Source organism: Pseudomonas sp. TH10 (assembly GCF_016651255.1).
Lineage (GTDB): Bacteria > Pseudomonadota > Gammaproteobacteria > Pseudomonadales > Pseudomonadaceae > Aquipseudomonas.
Genome location: NZ_JAEKEG010000029.1, coordinates 51,943 through 65,282, shown reverse-complemented (window position 1 = coordinate 65,282; position 13,340 = coordinate 51,943). Strand labels below are relative to the sequence as shown.

Below are 13,340 nucleotides of genomic sequence, written 5' to 3'. Positions count from 1 at the left end.
ATCTACGCATATCCAAACACATCAGATTTGGACGCTATCATAGCGCCCGATTGAAGTGTCCAAAATCATTAGGTGAGTTTTGGGAATCCTGCGCAGCTAACGTTGGCCAGGGTCGAAGGTGGCGCTCGGGGAGCACGGGCCGGTTTAGCGGTACTAAGGGAGTACTAATTTCAATAGATGTCAGGTGGCCAACACACATGCTGGTTGGTGCCAATTTTTAAGCCTCAGTACCTCAGCAGCTATAAAAATCGATCTGGGGATAAAAAACTGATTTTTTCGGAAGGAAAACTCCCTCTAGAAAGCCTTATGCATCTGCCGTAGATTCTGATAAAAAGAATGTCTTCAGCACGTGCTACCCAGGGAAGCGAAATGCAAAGGATTTTTCGGAAATGAGGTTAATTTTAGATTCAATACGCTTTGTAGGCTTCCAATCATCTGAGAGAGAAGCAACTGTCAAGTTTTCAGGATCACAAACTTCAATAATTTTTGGTGACAATGGAAGTGGAAAAACTACATTCCTAAAACTGATACATGCCGTTCTATCTAAGGATGATGGAGCTTTGGCCAGGGAAAATGTTAACTCCATAATTATTAGCTTCGTCGATGAATTTGACGAAAGTCATGAAATTGCTATTCACGCCTTCATGGAGTTTCATGAAGAAGAAAATATATCTGCAATTCACTCGTATGACTGGGAAGAGTTTGATGACTGCCCGCTAGCCAGCACTAGGTCTCTGTCAATGGGAGTAGACAGGGGGATAACTATTCAAGCTGCGGCAGTCGAAAGCACTGATATATATAGATTTCTTTCGAATCATAGCAAGATCGATCTAGGTCGTGCAGCTACTCATGAGCTATCCGAGCAACTTGCATCGTACCTGACTAGACAAGGCACCGTCAGAAATCGAAATATCCGTAGAGGCAAAAAGAACGAATTGCAACTAGAGCGCGATCACGCCTTCCTTCAAAGCATAAAGACTAGCAACATAGAACTATTGCTAATTGATCGATATCGACTAGCTCGAGATTTTGCATCAGAGCAAATTCAGAATGCGCTATTTGATACGTTAGCAATAGCTATCGACTCAGAGGCTGAAACTCCCACAGCTTTCAGTGTACCAAGTGACTTAGGCGCACAAATAGCTGCAGGCAAAGATCGAATTATTGAAGCTCTCGAAGACGGCCCAGATAATAATTTCAAAAATAGGATTGTAGGTATTCTAGCAAATATTGATTGCGAAGAGGATGCTTATTCGGCAACTAATAATCCTATCCTTTGCCAACTAATCTGGAACATGCTCAAAGAACTCAAGCTTGAAAAACAGCTGTTAAACTCGATCAATATATTAATAGAAACCTTCAACTACTTTCTTGGCGAAGGTAAAGCGATCAGTATAAGCAACGATGGAGTTTGCTTAACCGTTCGTGGAGAGGAATTTGGGCTTGACACCCTTTCCAGTGGTGAAAGACATTTATTTACGTTCCTTGCACTCGTAGTAATTGATGCACGAGACAGAGATTTTCTGATCATAGATGAGCCGGAAATTTCACTCAATGCTGCATGGCAACGTAGCTTGGTTAAGCTCCTCGAAGATTTAGCGCCCGATACTCAAATTATATTGGCATCTCACAGCCCGATTCTTGCAAAATGTCAACCTTCATCGTTGGTAGAATTAGATCCTTATGAGAGCAGCCATGAGTAAAAAAACCTCTAGTATGGCTTTTTCCGCAGACGAACTATTAAACCTTGCAATCATGACAAAAATCCCAATATTGATAGTAGAGGGTATAGATGACGTACCTATCTATGAAAGAATATCAATATCAATCAACGTTGAATGCGACATTTATGCCTCTGAAACTTTGCATGGTGGGCGAGAGGGCTGCAACGGCGTCATCGACAATATAAGGGATATACGCTTGGTGTCGTCAGACATACCTGTGGAGAAACACATACTAGGCATTATTGACAAAGACGCACGATACTACCGCAAAGAAATGCCTGAAGACCCTGCAATATTTCCTCTGAATTACTATTCCATAGAAAGCCACTACATAAATTCATGCTCAATACGATATCTAATTCCAAGATTTACAAACGCCACGTTGAAATTGACAAAAGATGAATTTATAAAAAAATCTTCGACCAAAGCAGTCAGCAGCTAGAGTTTCTATACTACTTGTCTTTAGAAGCCTTGAAAAACGCATGCGACCGCAACTATAACGCCGAATATGGATATTCAAAACCGATCAAGGCTATCTTAAATCAAGGCCTCGATGCCAAAGCAAGAGAAAAAGCGAAGATCTTGATAGCTTTGCCACCACACTTGGACTATCCAATTCAATGGATTCAATACTTAAAATATGCAAAGGGAAGTGGATACATGAAGTTTACTCTGACATATTATATGATCAAATTAAAACTCTTCCCGCTAGATGTTATGAATCAAAAATACCTCAATGTCAATCGTGCACGAATGACGAGCCCGCAAAATGCTTGTACAGAAACCCTTCCTTTATTAGCCCCGATATACTGAGGACTCAAGCATTTCAAAACACCGACATCGACTCCCTGCGCTACATAAAACAAAAAATACTTTCTTTAGTAGGGCGAACATTTAACTAAAACTCAATCTATAGACAAATTTTCTAGACTCAACGCCTTTAATGATTGAATCACCAAATATATAGATGGCATTCCAGAGCTTATGATCAGTAATAATTAATTCTGACCATAAGCGCCCACAACCGTGCTGTTCAATGTTAGGCGGAGGCAGTGCGTTTCCTGCGCGTTAGAGAGGGTCAGTTGCAATAAACCGTCCAAAGCTGATCCACCCGAGTCGTAAAGCTCTGACTCATCATCTCCCTCCGCATACCCCAATCAGGGTCAATCGGCACGCTCGCGAGACGCAATGTTCCCCTACCCCACCTGCAATTAATGGCATCCAGAACACCCATCACTTTCTCGGTGGCTACCGGTTGAGAGATCGAAAAGAGATCTTCCGTGTACTCACCTTTTTGGCAAAGGTTGAGCAGGAGTACCTCAGCCTTGCTGTACTTGAACCCTGGTCGGAACACACGATCAACAGCCTCCATTGCAGCCTTGGTCATCAATCGCACATCGTCAGTTGGATACGCCAATTCAACCAGAACACCATTGGCGTATTTTGCTTCCTCTGGATTGAACATACCGGTGCGAATACTGACCCTTATCTTTTTGCACAGTGATTGCTGCGCGCGGAGCTTTTCAGTCGCTCGCATCATGTACGTCGCGACGGCCTCTTTGATCGGAGCAATCTCGGTGAGACGCTTGCCAAACATCCGGCTGCAGCAGATCTCTTGCTTCGGTGGGTCAGGTTCATCGAGCTCAAGGCATGGCGTACCCGCGAGTTCCCGTGCCGTCTTCTCAATCACTACGCTGAATTTCTTGCGCAACGTCCAGGGATCGGTTTTGGAGAGATCCCAAGCTGACTTAATGCCCATACCTTCCAAGTGAAGAGTCATCTTGCGTCCGACACCCCAAACGTCTGAAACCGGGCATTTCTTCAGCACCCACTCACGCTTAGTTCGGTCGCGAAGGTCGACGACACCTCCGCTCTGGGCTTGCCATTTTTTCGCCGCATGATTGGCTAACTTGCTGAGAGTTTTCGTCCCGGCAATACCTACTCCGACAGGGATGCCAGTGCTTCGATAAACCTGCGCACGGATCCGTCGCCCTAGCGCCTCCAAATCACCTGGAACGCCAGCTAAATTAGCAAAGGCTTCATCGATGCTATAGATCTCGACGGCGGGTACCAGCGACTCGATCACACTCATCACACGCTCGCTCATATCGCCGTAGAGCGCGTAATTCGATGAGAAGGCCACGATGCCGTGCTGCTTGAGTTTGTGTTTGATCTGGAAGTAAGGCTCACCCATCTTCACGAATGGTTTCGCGTCATAACTGCGAGCGATGACGCAGCCATCGTTGTTGGACAAAACCACAATGGGGGTCTTCGCCAGGTCTGGGCGAAAGACTCGCTCACAGCTCGCATAAAACGAGTTGCAATCGATCAGGGCGAAGACTGGATCAGGCTTTCGGATCATGGGCACGCACACTGAATGTCACCACACCCCAGATGATCAGCTCATCGCCTTCGAGGATGTATCGCGGCGGGTAACCTACGTTCTCGGACATCAAGATGATGTTGGGCCCGCGCTTGCAAAGGCGCTTGCAGACCGGCTCGCAATTCACAGCCGCAATCACGATGTGTCCATGCTCAGCGGTGATCGAGCGATCAACCACAGCCATATCACCATCGAATATCCCAGCACCTTCCATGCTGCGTCCTTCGATGCGCACCAGGTAGATATGCGGTGCTCGAATGTCCAGAAGCTCGTCGATGGAGATGTGTTGCTCGAGGTGATCCGCAGCCGGGGATGGGAAGCCTGCCGGGACTTTAAACGAGTAAAACGGAAGCTGAACTCCCCTGCTGTCAACGGGCCGAGAATGGTGACGCTCATGATGCATGCCTTGATCGAGACTGTATATGCATACAGTTAACGTCGAAGCGTGCTTGCGGTCAATCTTGGGGGAGGAAAATTGCGACCGATGGATTTGGTAGTAGCCATTCCAGAGGTTGGCGAAGAGGCCGCGCGAGCTGAGTCATGATCGGTTTCGGGGTGCCGCCGCCAGATGCGAAATCGCGTTCAAAACACACTAAAACACTGGAGGCTCCCAGCCATTGAAGTGTTTCAACGCGTCCAAATCCCCGATCAGTTCTTTTGCTTGAGCCAACCGCTCCATAACGACTTTCCGTTCCTCTTCACCAAGCTTATGTGCGCATCTCTCAATGTCGTCAAAAAACACCTGAATGCTGTTTACCTTTTGCCCAAGTCTGTATCACAGCCTCTAGCTGGTCACGGCTATCTTGGATCACTTTGAATCGACGTTTTTCGACTTCCTTTCTTTGCCATTCGGCTATCTACAATTGCTGCTTCTGCCATTCAAGGTCGGCCCTTTCCCGCTCAACTTCGACTTTTTGGCAAGCCCGGGGGCTTCAGCAATCAAGTGTTTTACGATGCTTGGAATTTTGCTGATTAAATCGCCAGGTTTGTCCTCGCTCCAGCGATGAATCCAATCTGCACGGTAGTAAGGCGAATAGACTTGGAGGCAGAGGCGACCGGTAGGCATATCGGTACTCATTACCCACCCATCACGATAAGGAGAGCGACGTTGATTGGCCGGAAGCGAACTCAGCCGAACGTACTCCTTGTCTACGTGCTTAACCTCGACGTACTCACTGATCTCGTAGATGGTCAAACCAAAAGCTATGGCTCCGATGTAAACCACCGTAGGACGTTGCGGCTGCCACAGTGAAGGGTGTATGTACCTCGTCGAAGCCTTTTCCCTATGGTCAACTGACTCACGATTCATATGTGTAGCAGGATCGCTGAGCGCTACTGCAAGGCCTTCTTTCATCAGAGCCAAGTACAAATGGTTTGCAAAGCCGACCGCATGGGCGATCCCGGTGCGGCTCACAATTAAATCAGCCATGGAACGTTTCGTGGGCCGTAAATATCCATTCTCGCTTTCCCGAACCTTCTTAAAATGTTCTTCAATATCTAGTAAAAGCGGGTGCCTGCGAGGCAGTGCAGCCGAAGTTGTAGTCGTCTTCCGGCTTGTTTGCTGACGTCCTTTTGGCAATGAACGAGAAACCCGAAGAGGTGCTCCGTTTCGACTCCACGCAGTCAGATCGCCTGGCCGAGATTCAGGCAGCGCTGGACGAGCTTGACCTTTTCCCGCTGCAACTTGAGCCCAATACCCAACCGGTGGACGAGGAATACTTAAGCTGGTGAATACTCGTGCCAAGTAGCTAGAAGACACCCCATATCGTTCGCCGATTTTGGTCATGGGTGTCGACCAAGCCTGTTCGTAAAGCGATTCTCTTGTCACAACATCGTCGGACAAGTCATCGGCTGGAATGGGAGCGCCGGGAGTATCTTCCATAGGAGAGAGCTTCGGTCATTTGGTGGGTCTCGACTGAATCATCATAGCCCATGGGTTGTGACGATTCAGCGGGGTGGCTCGTTAACCAACCAATAGGCACTGGCTGCCCCACCCTGCTTCGCGTAGCTGCTGCAGAAAGCCATAAGGTCACTAAGATGAGCATCGATAGCGGAGCGGAGAATACCGGGCTGAAACCCAATATCTGCAGGTTGCCCAAGAGTTCAAGCGGGGTGAACTCTGACCGTTTTCGCTTAGCCGCCGCCATTGCTGCAAATCGCTTCTTCGCGTAAGCGGCTAGCCGTGTGAGTTGTATTTTCGGGGCTGCTGCCCGCAGCATTTGGGCTCAGACGAATATCGAGGGTTTCATCTCTCACCGGCTGGCGCGGGCTGAATCTGCCTGGCTGAAACGTATATCAAGAGTTTCATCTCTCGGCCTCGTGGCCGCGACCAGCAGACTCGGGCCTTAGACGAATATCAGGGGTTTCATCTCTCGGCTCCCTGCCTGTATTGGGCCCGCAAACACGGGCTCAGACGATTATTGGGGGTTTAATCTATCACCCGGCGCCAGGAGCCAAATCAGCCGGGAGAACCGAATATTGAGGGTTTTATCTCTCGGCCCGGGAGACATCTAGACCAGCAAAATCAGGCCTCACACGAATACCGGGGAGCTTCATCTCTCACCGGATGGCGCGGGCCAAATCATCTGGCTGATATGAATATCGAAGGTTTTATCTCTCGGATTGCGAGGCTGGTGAGCAATACGACAGCCAGTAACCGGCCATATAGTGTGCGCATGATAGCCTCATCTCAGATGTCAACATCCTGAGAATCCATCTTGAGAACAACCAGCATACCTAACGATTTCGATGCATTGATCAACGCACCAAAGTTTTCGGACGATCCTATTGGGCGCCGCCAAAAGAAACGGTGGCACCTGATCGCCGGCGACATTTACAAAAGCACCTCCATTGAGGCGTTGCTCGAGGCAAGGGGCAAAGCTGAAGGCTACATCCATGGCTTGGTGGATGCCGGGCATCTGTCGACGAGAGACATCGACAGAGACTATTTGATCCTGTGCATCGTGCAAAGGCGGCGGGAGTTTTTGCATAAATTGTTGAGCGAGTTCGGCTACTGAACCCGATCTCTAGTCTCGCGGTAACAGACAATTGCTTAGGGGAATCACAAAAGAGAGCCAACCAAATGAAGGGCTCCGAATTGCTGCTTCGGAGCTCCTTGACTGAGTACTCAGATACGCTCGCCGGTGCTCAAAAATTTAAGAAAACTTACCCGCCCCACACCCCGCATGAAGCTTGCGACGACGTAATTGCCTCCTCGTGTTTCAAGCAGCCAGAAACGCCCTTCTTTTCGCACGGTGTGAATTTTTCCTGTGCGCAGAATGGCGCCATCTGCTTTGCGGTAGCCCTCGTGTTTCTCTGCATGTTCAAAAGAAACACCTGCACACGTATCCTCGGCGATGAAAGCGTCACTAATGAAAGCGGTAATTGGCACGCTGTACTTTCGGTCGCTCGCTCGCACCAAGCGACTCAGCTGAAAGTCACTCACATCCTTACCGTGAATCTCGACTGCAATTTCTTCAGGCATCCGGCCAAAGCTCCATAACTATTCAATATGTGTTTGCGGCGTCCCAATTCACCCAGCGGACATCGAAAACGCGGCAGCCGAGCTTGCTTCTTTTCTTTGGCCTGCTGCAAGAAGTAGGTACACCGTATTTTTGGTTTCAAACATGCAGCCTTCAATGAAGGATTTTCCGAAATTGCTGCGTACCCACATGCCGGGCTGGAAACGACCTCCGCTGTCCAGGACTATCTCGTGAGCGAATAGGGTCATGGGAAGCAGGCCGAGCTTCGTGAGCTTTTCCTTTTCATCAGGTGTCACGGTGAGGTCGATCAAAGTCCACTGGCGAACGATGCAGAATGCTTTGCCTGGGAATGACTTTGCTGCCAAGGAAATTAGGTCTTCCTGAGAGCCTTGCCAACCAGGAGTTTCCCCTTCGGTTCCGTAGAGCAGTTGAGCGATTTCATCCAACGTGACCATAGCAATACCAAGGCTCTCAAATCTCAATCAAAAAATTCGGATCAAAACCTGTTTTTTGATTCGGATACCCGCGCGGATTGGAAACCACCCGGCAACCATTCTTGATGAAATCCGCTGCGAAATGCGTATGCCCGTAGACCCAAAGATTGGCCATACCCAACAACTCTGGCCAATCATTGGCATAGGCCGCAATCAGGTCTTCAGGAAGCTCATCACCTAAGTGATCCAAGGCTGGAGCATGGTGCGTGACTACAACTGTTTTGCCGTTGAAAGGCTTTTCTAGTTCTTGAGTCAGCCAAGCATGCGCGGCCTTCGATTTAGCTATCAGGTCATTCGGGCGTAAGCGTCGAAAGCTTTCATCGATTCTGATCATGGTGAAGTCGTTCATCGACTCCCAAGCGACACGCTGTGACACAACAGCATCGCCGGTCGACGAGTAATCCGTCCACGCGGTAGTGACCAAAAACCGGGTTTGATTCAGTATCAGGACTTCGTTTTCGAGTAGGCGGACATGAGTCGCTGCTGCCTCCTTCATTTTGCGCAGAGTGTGTTCGATGTGCCCACCGTAGTACTCGTGGTTGCCACACACGTAGATCACCGGACACTGGAACACCTCGTTCGCCCAGCTAACGCCACGTGATTTGATATCAATGTCGCCGGCGAGAATCACTACGTCCGCTTCGGTTGGGGTGGGCTCGAACGGAGCGAACTCGTTGTGCAGGTCTGAATAAATTTGGATCTTCATGAATTAACCTGCTGCGGTTGTGGCGGCAGAGAGATTCGGGGTCTGATAATTGGTGCAATGGAAATGCATCCCGGCGGCAGTCATGGCGTTGTAGATCGTTCGAATATTGCTGAGCAAGCCTGCGTCGATCATGCCGGGCGAGCTGCTGTAGATTGCTCCGCTATCGACTTTATGAAGAAGTACGCACTCACCGTTTCTGTCGTAGCCGACGATCGCACTGATCAACTTTTCCATACGTTCTAAAGAACTCCCATTCATGCAAGGGGAAGTCACAACCTGAACCACCTCAATCTTGTGCTCTGGGCTCCGCTGCGAGAGTAGGTGTTTCAGCATCGAAGGGTCTGATGGCATCAATTTTTTGAACCGAACCCTCGCTCCTTCACAAATGCGAAAGCGAACGTGATACCAAAAATCTTCCGAATGTCGCTCGACCATCCGCCAAGCCGTGCTGCCAGGCCCAGGGAAGCCCGGTAAGCCGACCATACAAGCCTCATCTGAAATAAACATGATGCTGATTTCCTCGTTTGCGGTGCTGCAGTTCGAAAGGCGGCGCGCCAAGTTCGCAAGCAACCTCCCTCAGCGATAAATCCTATAAATTGACAAATCTGGACTAAACCGCTGCTGACGACGGAGCCCAAACTTCGGCTCGACTGCAGTGCGGCCGTAGCCACTCACCCGAAATTCACAATGACGCACTATATTGCATGGATAGGAATTGATCAATGTGGCTTTATCCTTCCCTTTACGGGAAGCACCCATGCCTTCGCGATCAACGCTGGCAGCGATCCTACGCTCGATCAGAACTGCTCGAGGGCTGTCTCAAGAGCAACTAGGTGGCGCAGTGGAAGCGCGGCATTTGCACAATGTCGAGCACGCGAAGTCCAACATCACACTCGATATGCTCGAGCGCATCAGCGCGCGACTGGATGTCGACCCACTTGCTTTATTGGCGATGGCATCCATTTACGAGCGCCAAGAATCTCTCACTTCGTTCAATGCCCGTCTGCTCGCAGAGATGAAAAAGCTTGAAGCGCTAGGGGTTCTCTCTGGTTTACCGAGCCATTTTGAAGGCGGTGATTTAGTAACAGGTAAAGCCGGCAAGCGACCTATACCGGTAGAGAGAATTCAGGCCGTGCTTGCCTGCAAAGCTGAAGGAATGACGCAGAAGCAGACATCTTTGAAACTAGGGATGGCTGCTTCAACCGTTCATAAAATTTGGCATTCAGATTCTGGATCCGCCGCCAGTCAATGAGTCTAAGTACCTCGCGGCTTAGCTCTAGCGGTGGCTTCCACAGCCGGCCATTCTTGGGCAGCACTGTAGGGCTCTAATCGATGAGGTCTCACGCATGCTCACCAAGACCCTCTACATCATCGGCAACGGGTTCGATCTGAACCACCGCTTGCCCACCGGATACGGGCATTTCAAGGCCTATGTCAGATCCCATGATCGCGACGTCTATGACTGGATTGAGGACTATGTGCCGGCGGGTGAAAGCTGGGCTGATCTGGAAGTGGCTCTCGCTTACCTGGACACCGACCATATCGTCAGCAGCCTTGAACACTTCATGGGATCGTACGCCGAAGAGGAGTGGAGCGACTCTGGCCACCATGACTTCCAATACGAAGTCGACCGGGTGGCAGGTGGATTGGGAGGGACGCTCCACCAGCTTTTTGCCGAATGGGTCAACACCATTCAGATCCCCGACGCCCGGAGCGCCCATAACCGCCTGGCGGGATTGGACATCAACGCCACCTACCTGACGTTCAATTACACCAGCACGCTGACCAGCGTCTACCATGTGCCCGCCGATAACATCTTGCACATCCATGGTGAGTCGACGGACGCCGATTCCGAGCTTGTACTTGGCCACGCCTGGGCCCCAGAAGAACGGACATCTCTGTTCGAAGTCGTAAATTGCGAAGACTCAGACCATCGTCTCATCGAAGCCATGCAGTCCTTGGATGATTATTTCTCAGACACCTTCAAGCCCTCCAAACAAATCATCGAAGACAACGCCGATTTCTTTGCAGGCCTGGAAGAGGTAGATCAGGTCGTGGTGCTTGGGCATTCGCTCAGTCCAGTGGATGGCCCTTACCTCGCAGCCGTAGTGCAAGCGTTGAAGCACAGACTGGTGCCGTGGATAGTCGCCGTTCTGCCGGATGACGATGTCGGAGAAAAGACAGCTCGCCTTGAAGCGGTCGGCGTCCCCCCTGAGCGAATCCGCTACAGGCTATGGAGCGAGTTCCACGCCATCGTGGCTGACCAACGTCGCTAATGTACGGGATGCCAGAAGCCGAGATCTAGATGTCAACGCCCCAAGCCCGAACCGTATCTCGAAGCTGCTCGCGATGGGCTATATTTTCGTCATGCCCGAGATAATGAGTGCCAACCAGTTGGTTGAATTGAGGCCGAATGCCGGGAGTGATCAGCGCCCTACCTTGCTTAAGCCCCAGATGAATCTCGATATTCCGGAAGGTGAGTTCATCGCTATCGTCCGCAGTGACGTCCTGCTGGAAATGGTCGAGGAGATCCTTGAACGGCTCCAGAAGAACGCTCCTCAATGCGACGATGGTTCTCCCCTGATGCATTTGACCCAGATGCCGATTGAAGAAGGAGGTGACGCCGGCAGCGCAGATGTGCGCCCGTTCATTGGGCGATGGGTATTGAGGTGAAATACCAGCAGGCACGAACACGGTGTCGTACACACGACGTAGGGCCCTTCCGTACTCCGGTAGCAAAGAATCTGGCCCGACGGCATCGAAAGCGGGAGTACGCAATCGCCCAGTGATGATTTCCTTAACCTTCGTGCAGCGTGCCACAGCGGTGAACACGAGCCTGGTGCCGAAGAAATCAGCCCACATCTCGATGGCTTTGCTGTCGAGATCGTCTTTATCCAGATGCTTGGTATGGGCATTGGCCCAGTGAGCCAGCTCATGGCCAGCGATGATCAAGCAGTAAAACAAATCACTGTGATCGTTCACGGCACTGTCCGCGAAACGGTAGGAAAACCTCAGGGTTGGCTTGCCAGCGATCTCCACGATTTGGGCAAGCGTGGCGGGATCACCGTCGAAATCGCACACCACATCGGGCTGCTGATCATCATGATGCATCGACTTGAAATCTGCGATGAACGCCTTGATTACGTCCTTGTTTGTGAGCAACACCTGACACCTCCGTTTTGATGGGGGGCAATCATCGCCTGTTCTCGCGTGGATCGCCAACAGGGTATCCAAAGGCACGGAGCGGCTGGTCAGAATTCAGTGGATTCCTCATTCGCCCCGGCAAGAGTCAAGCCGATCCTAGCATCAGGGGCCTCCTGCCAAGCTGATGGCCTTTAGCTACAATGGCCGTCATCAAGGACAGCTACCGACGAGGACGAAGCTGGCCGTTCAATGCGCCGATGAGCACTCAGGACACAAGGAAGACTCCATGCTCGATATTGGTAGTGACCCCGCAATCAATCTTGAAATCGCCATGATGGAGTGCTCAGCGTATGCCCATTGATCTGTTTTCCCCTCAGGTCGCTACCGCCGCGCAGCATCCGATCTTCCAGATGATGACAGCAGCCATCTATGGCCCTGAACGCGCCGTGCTGTCTGAATGGGCCGAGGGCTTCGAAGATCGTGATGGAAAGTTTGTAAAAGAACTTCAAACCACCTTCGAGTCCTCGCTTTGGGAGCTGTATCTGTTCGCGGCTCTGAAGGAATGGGGGCTGCCGATTGATCCTCGTCACCACGCGCCCGATTTTGTCGTTGAGGGTGAAGTCCCATTTTGCCTGGAAGCGACGATCGCAAACCCGCCGGCTGGAGGGCAGCCCGCTTACGGCTTCTCCATGGCCCATCCACCGAAAGACTTCACAGACTTCAACATCGAGTCCACCTTGCGGATCTGCAACAGCTTCGATGCAAAGGTCAGGAAATATAGGAACAGCTACTCAAAACTTGGGCACGCTCAAGACAAACCCTTCGTCATAGGCATTGCATCATTCGACAGACCGCACGCGCATTTTGCAGCCGGCCGCCCGATCATGGCCGCACTCTATGGGCTGTATCACGATGAAGCTGCGACCAAATCTGGCGATACACACGTCGCCTCTTACAACGTCACAGCCGCCCCGAAAAATGCCAATACCAACATCGAAGTCGGGTTATTTTGCGATGACTCGTATGCCGAGGTCTCCGCTATCGTCTACAGCAGTCTTGCGACCTGGGGGAAATTAAGGGCATTAGCCGAGAACCCTGATGCCCTCTCCGTTTACTGCACGCTCCACCCCAACCTAGGAAGCCTGCATCCGATCATGCGTTCCGCGATAAAACGAGACTACAGCGAACATCTGATGGATGGATTGTATGTACTCCACAATCCCTTCGCTCGGCACCCCCTGCCACCGGGATTGCTGAGTCACCCTCGTTTGTGTGAAGTAAACGTCGCCCCGGACGGAGAGCTCATCATGAACGCCCCGGACGATTTTTTGCTATTGAGGATGCTGCAAACGGTAAAACTCACTGATATTCCGGAGCAGGTCTAAAGACCGGATTTTCTTGCAGATA

15 protein-coding genes and 1 pseudogene are annotated in these 13,340 nt (G+C 50.7%); 8 read left to right on the top strand and 8 right to left on the bottom strand.

Translation table 11 applies throughout. The annotated features are described in order from the left end of the window. Window positions 1-389 precede the first annotated feature (389 nt). From JFT80_RS04040 to JFT80_RS04030, 3 genes are read left to right on the top strand one after another with little or no spacing between them, the layout of a single operon-like run. A complete protein-coding gene (locus JFT80_RS04040; RefSeq protein ID WP_201146998.1) occupies window positions 390-1,703 on the top strand; it encodes an AAA family ATPase in 1,314 nt (437 codons plus the stop codon). Beyond that, on the top strand, window positions 1,696-2,166 hold the full coding sequence (locus JFT80_RS04035; RefSeq protein WP_201146997.1) for a DUF4435 domain-containing protein: 471 nt from the start codon (window positions 1,696-1,698) through the stop codon (window positions 2,164-2,166). The genes JFT80_RS04040 and JFT80_RS04035 overlap by 8 nt, the downstream gene beginning before the upstream one ends. Before the next feature lie 14 nt (window positions 2,167-2,180). Then, the gene (locus JFT80_RS04030; protein WP_201146996.1) at window positions 2,181-2,537 is read left to right on the top strand and encodes a hypothetical protein; all 357 of its coding nucleotides are present in this window, start codon (window positions 2,181-2,183) and stop codon (window positions 2,535-2,537) included. A 265-nt stretch (window positions 2,538-2,802) separates the two neighbouring features. On the opposite strand, the gene umuC is transcribed toward JFT80_RS04030, so the two are convergent. From umuC to JFT80_RS23785, 3 genes and pseudogenes are all read right to left on the bottom strand, one after another. Continuing rightward, complete coding sequence (umuC, locus tag JFT80_RS04025) at window positions 2,803-4,083, bottom strand: translesion error-prone DNA polymerase V subunit UmuC (RefSeq protein ID WP_307833043.1); 1,281 nt, start codon at window positions 4,081-4,083, stop codon at window positions 2,803-2,805. Further along, window positions 4,070-4,503 (bottom strand): annotated as a pseudogene (locus JFT80_RS04020) (LexA family protein). The gene umuC and the pseudogene JFT80_RS04020 overlap by 14 nt, the downstream one beginning before the upstream one ends. Before the next feature lie 457 nt (window positions 4,504-4,960). Next, the gene (locus tag JFT80_RS23785) at window positions 4,961-5,536 is read right to left on the bottom strand and encodes a hypothetical protein (RefSeq protein ID WP_242482768.1); all 576 of its coding nucleotides are present in this window, start codon (window positions 5,534-5,536) and stop codon (window positions 4,961-4,963) included. Between the two features lie 149 nt (window positions 5,537-5,685). On the opposite strand from JFT80_RS23785, the gene JFT80_RS23780 reads away from it, so the two are divergent. After that, the gene (locus JFT80_RS23780) at window positions 5,686-5,838 is read left to right on the top strand and encodes a hypothetical protein (RefSeq protein ID WP_242482767.1); all 153 of its coding nucleotides are present in this window, start codon (window positions 5,686-5,688) and stop codon (window positions 5,836-5,838) included. A gap of 986 nt (window positions 5,839-6,824) precedes the next feature. Then, window positions 6,825-7,124 carry a hypothetical protein gene (locus JFT80_RS04010; protein ID WP_201146994.1) on the top strand — a complete coding sequence of 100 codons (300 nt, stop codon included), beginning with the start codon at window positions 6,825-6,827 and terminating at the stop codon, window positions 7,122-7,124. 110 nt (window positions 7,125-7,234) lie between these two features. Here JFT80_RS04010 and JFT80_RS04005 read toward each other — a convergent pair whose 3' ends face one another. Genes JFT80_RS04005 through JFT80_RS03990 form a run of 4 tightly spaced genes read right to left on the bottom strand, consistent with a single transcriptional unit; the run spans window position 7,235 to window position 9,296 of the window. Then, window positions 7,235-7,591 carry a hypothetical protein gene (locus JFT80_RS04005; protein ID WP_201146993.1) on the bottom strand — a complete coding sequence of 119 codons (357 nt, stop codon included), beginning with the start codon at window positions 7,589-7,591 and terminating at the stop codon, window positions 7,235-7,237. A gap of 48 nt (window positions 7,592-7,639) precedes the next feature. Beyond that, window positions 7,640-8,044, bottom strand: coding sequence for a hypothetical protein (locus JFT80_RS04000; RefSeq protein WP_201146992.1), 405 nt, complete (start codon window positions 8,042-8,044; stop codon window positions 7,640-7,642). Window positions 8,045-8,060: 16 nt separating this feature from the next. Further along, window positions 8,061-8,789, bottom strand: coding sequence for a metallophosphoesterase family protein (locus JFT80_RS03995; protein WP_201146991.1), 729 nt, complete (start codon window positions 8,787-8,789; stop codon window positions 8,061-8,063). A gap of 3 nt (window positions 8,790-8,792) precedes the next feature. Continuing rightward, window positions 8,793-9,296, bottom strand: coding sequence for a hypothetical protein (locus JFT80_RS03990; RefSeq protein WP_201146990.1), 504 nt, complete (start codon window positions 9,294-9,296; stop codon window positions 8,793-8,795). 217 nt (window positions 9,297-9,513) lie between these two features. Here JFT80_RS03990 and JFT80_RS03985 point away from each other — a divergent pair, with 217 nt between their 5' ends. Then, window positions 9,514-10,041, top strand: coding sequence for a helix-turn-helix transcriptional regulator (locus JFT80_RS03985; protein ID WP_307833042.1), 528 nt, complete (start codon window positions 9,514-9,516; stop codon window positions 10,039-10,041). 94 nt (window positions 10,042-10,135) lie between these two features. Beyond that, window positions 10,136-11,065, top strand: a complete 930-nt coding sequence (locus tag JFT80_RS03980; RefSeq protein WP_201146988.1) for a bacteriophage abortive infection AbiH family protein — start codon at window positions 10,136-10,138, stop codon at window positions 11,063-11,065. 25 nt (window positions 11,066-11,090) lie between these two features. Here the strand turns inward: JFT80_RS03980 and JFT80_RS03975 are convergent, their stop codons facing one another. Beyond that, window positions 11,091-11,954 (bottom strand): hypothetical protein, encoded by an 864-nt coding sequence (locus tag JFT80_RS03975; protein WP_307833039.1) that lies wholly within the window; start codon window positions 11,952-11,954, stop codon window positions 11,091-11,093. A 329-nt stretch (window positions 11,955-12,283) separates the two neighbouring features. Between JFT80_RS03975 and JFT80_RS03970 the strand changes: the two genes are divergently transcribed. Then, the gene (locus tag JFT80_RS03970; RefSeq protein ID WP_201146987.1) at window positions 12,284-13,318 is read left to right on the top strand and encodes a glycosaminoglycan attachment site; all 1,035 of its coding nucleotides are present in this window, start codon (window positions 12,284-12,286) and stop codon (window positions 13,316-13,318) included. Window positions 13,319-13,340 lie beyond the last annotated feature (22 nt).

Bases quoted from the DNA above. Each gene is read 5' to 3' on its own strand.
- JFT80_RS04040 (WP_201146998.1), top strand. From the start codon at position 390: ATGAGGTTAATTTTAGATTCAATACGCTTTGTAGGCTTCCAATCATCT.
- JFT80_RS03980 (WP_201146988.1), top strand. From the start codon at position 10,136: ATGCTCACCAAGACCCTCTACATCATCGGCAACGGGTTCGATCTGAAC.
- JFT80_RS03990 (WP_201146990.1), bottom strand. From the start codon at position 9,296: ATGTTTATTTCAGATGAGGCTTGTATGGTCGGCTTACCGGGCTTCCCT.
- JFT80_RS03970 (WP_201146987.1), top strand. From the start codon at position 12,284: ATGCCCATTGATCTGTTTTCCCCTCAGGTCGCTACCGCCGCGCAGCAT.
- JFT80_RS23780 (WP_242482767.1), top strand. From the start codon at position 5,686: ATGAACGAGAAACCCGAAGAGGTGCTCCGTTTCGACTCCACGCAGTCA.
- JFT80_RS23785 (WP_242482768.1), bottom strand. From the start codon at position 5,536: ATGGCTGATTTAATTGTGAGCCGCACCGGGATCGCCCATGCGGTCGGC.
- JFT80_RS03995 (WP_201146991.1), bottom strand. From the start codon at position 8,789: ATGAAGATCCAAATTTATTCAGACCTGCACAACGAGTTCGCTCCGTTC.
- JFT80_RS04035 (WP_201146997.1), top strand. From the start codon at position 1,696: ATGAGTAAAAAAACCTCTAGTATGGCTTTTTCCGCAGACGAACTATTA.
- JFT80_RS04005 (WP_201146993.1), bottom strand. From the start codon at position 7,591: ATGCCTGAAGAAATTGCAGTCGAGATTCACGGTAAGGATGTGAGTGAC.
- JFT80_RS04000 (WP_201146992.1), bottom strand. From the start codon at position 8,044: ATGGTCACGTTGGATGAAATCGCTCAACTGCTCTACGGAACCGAAGGG.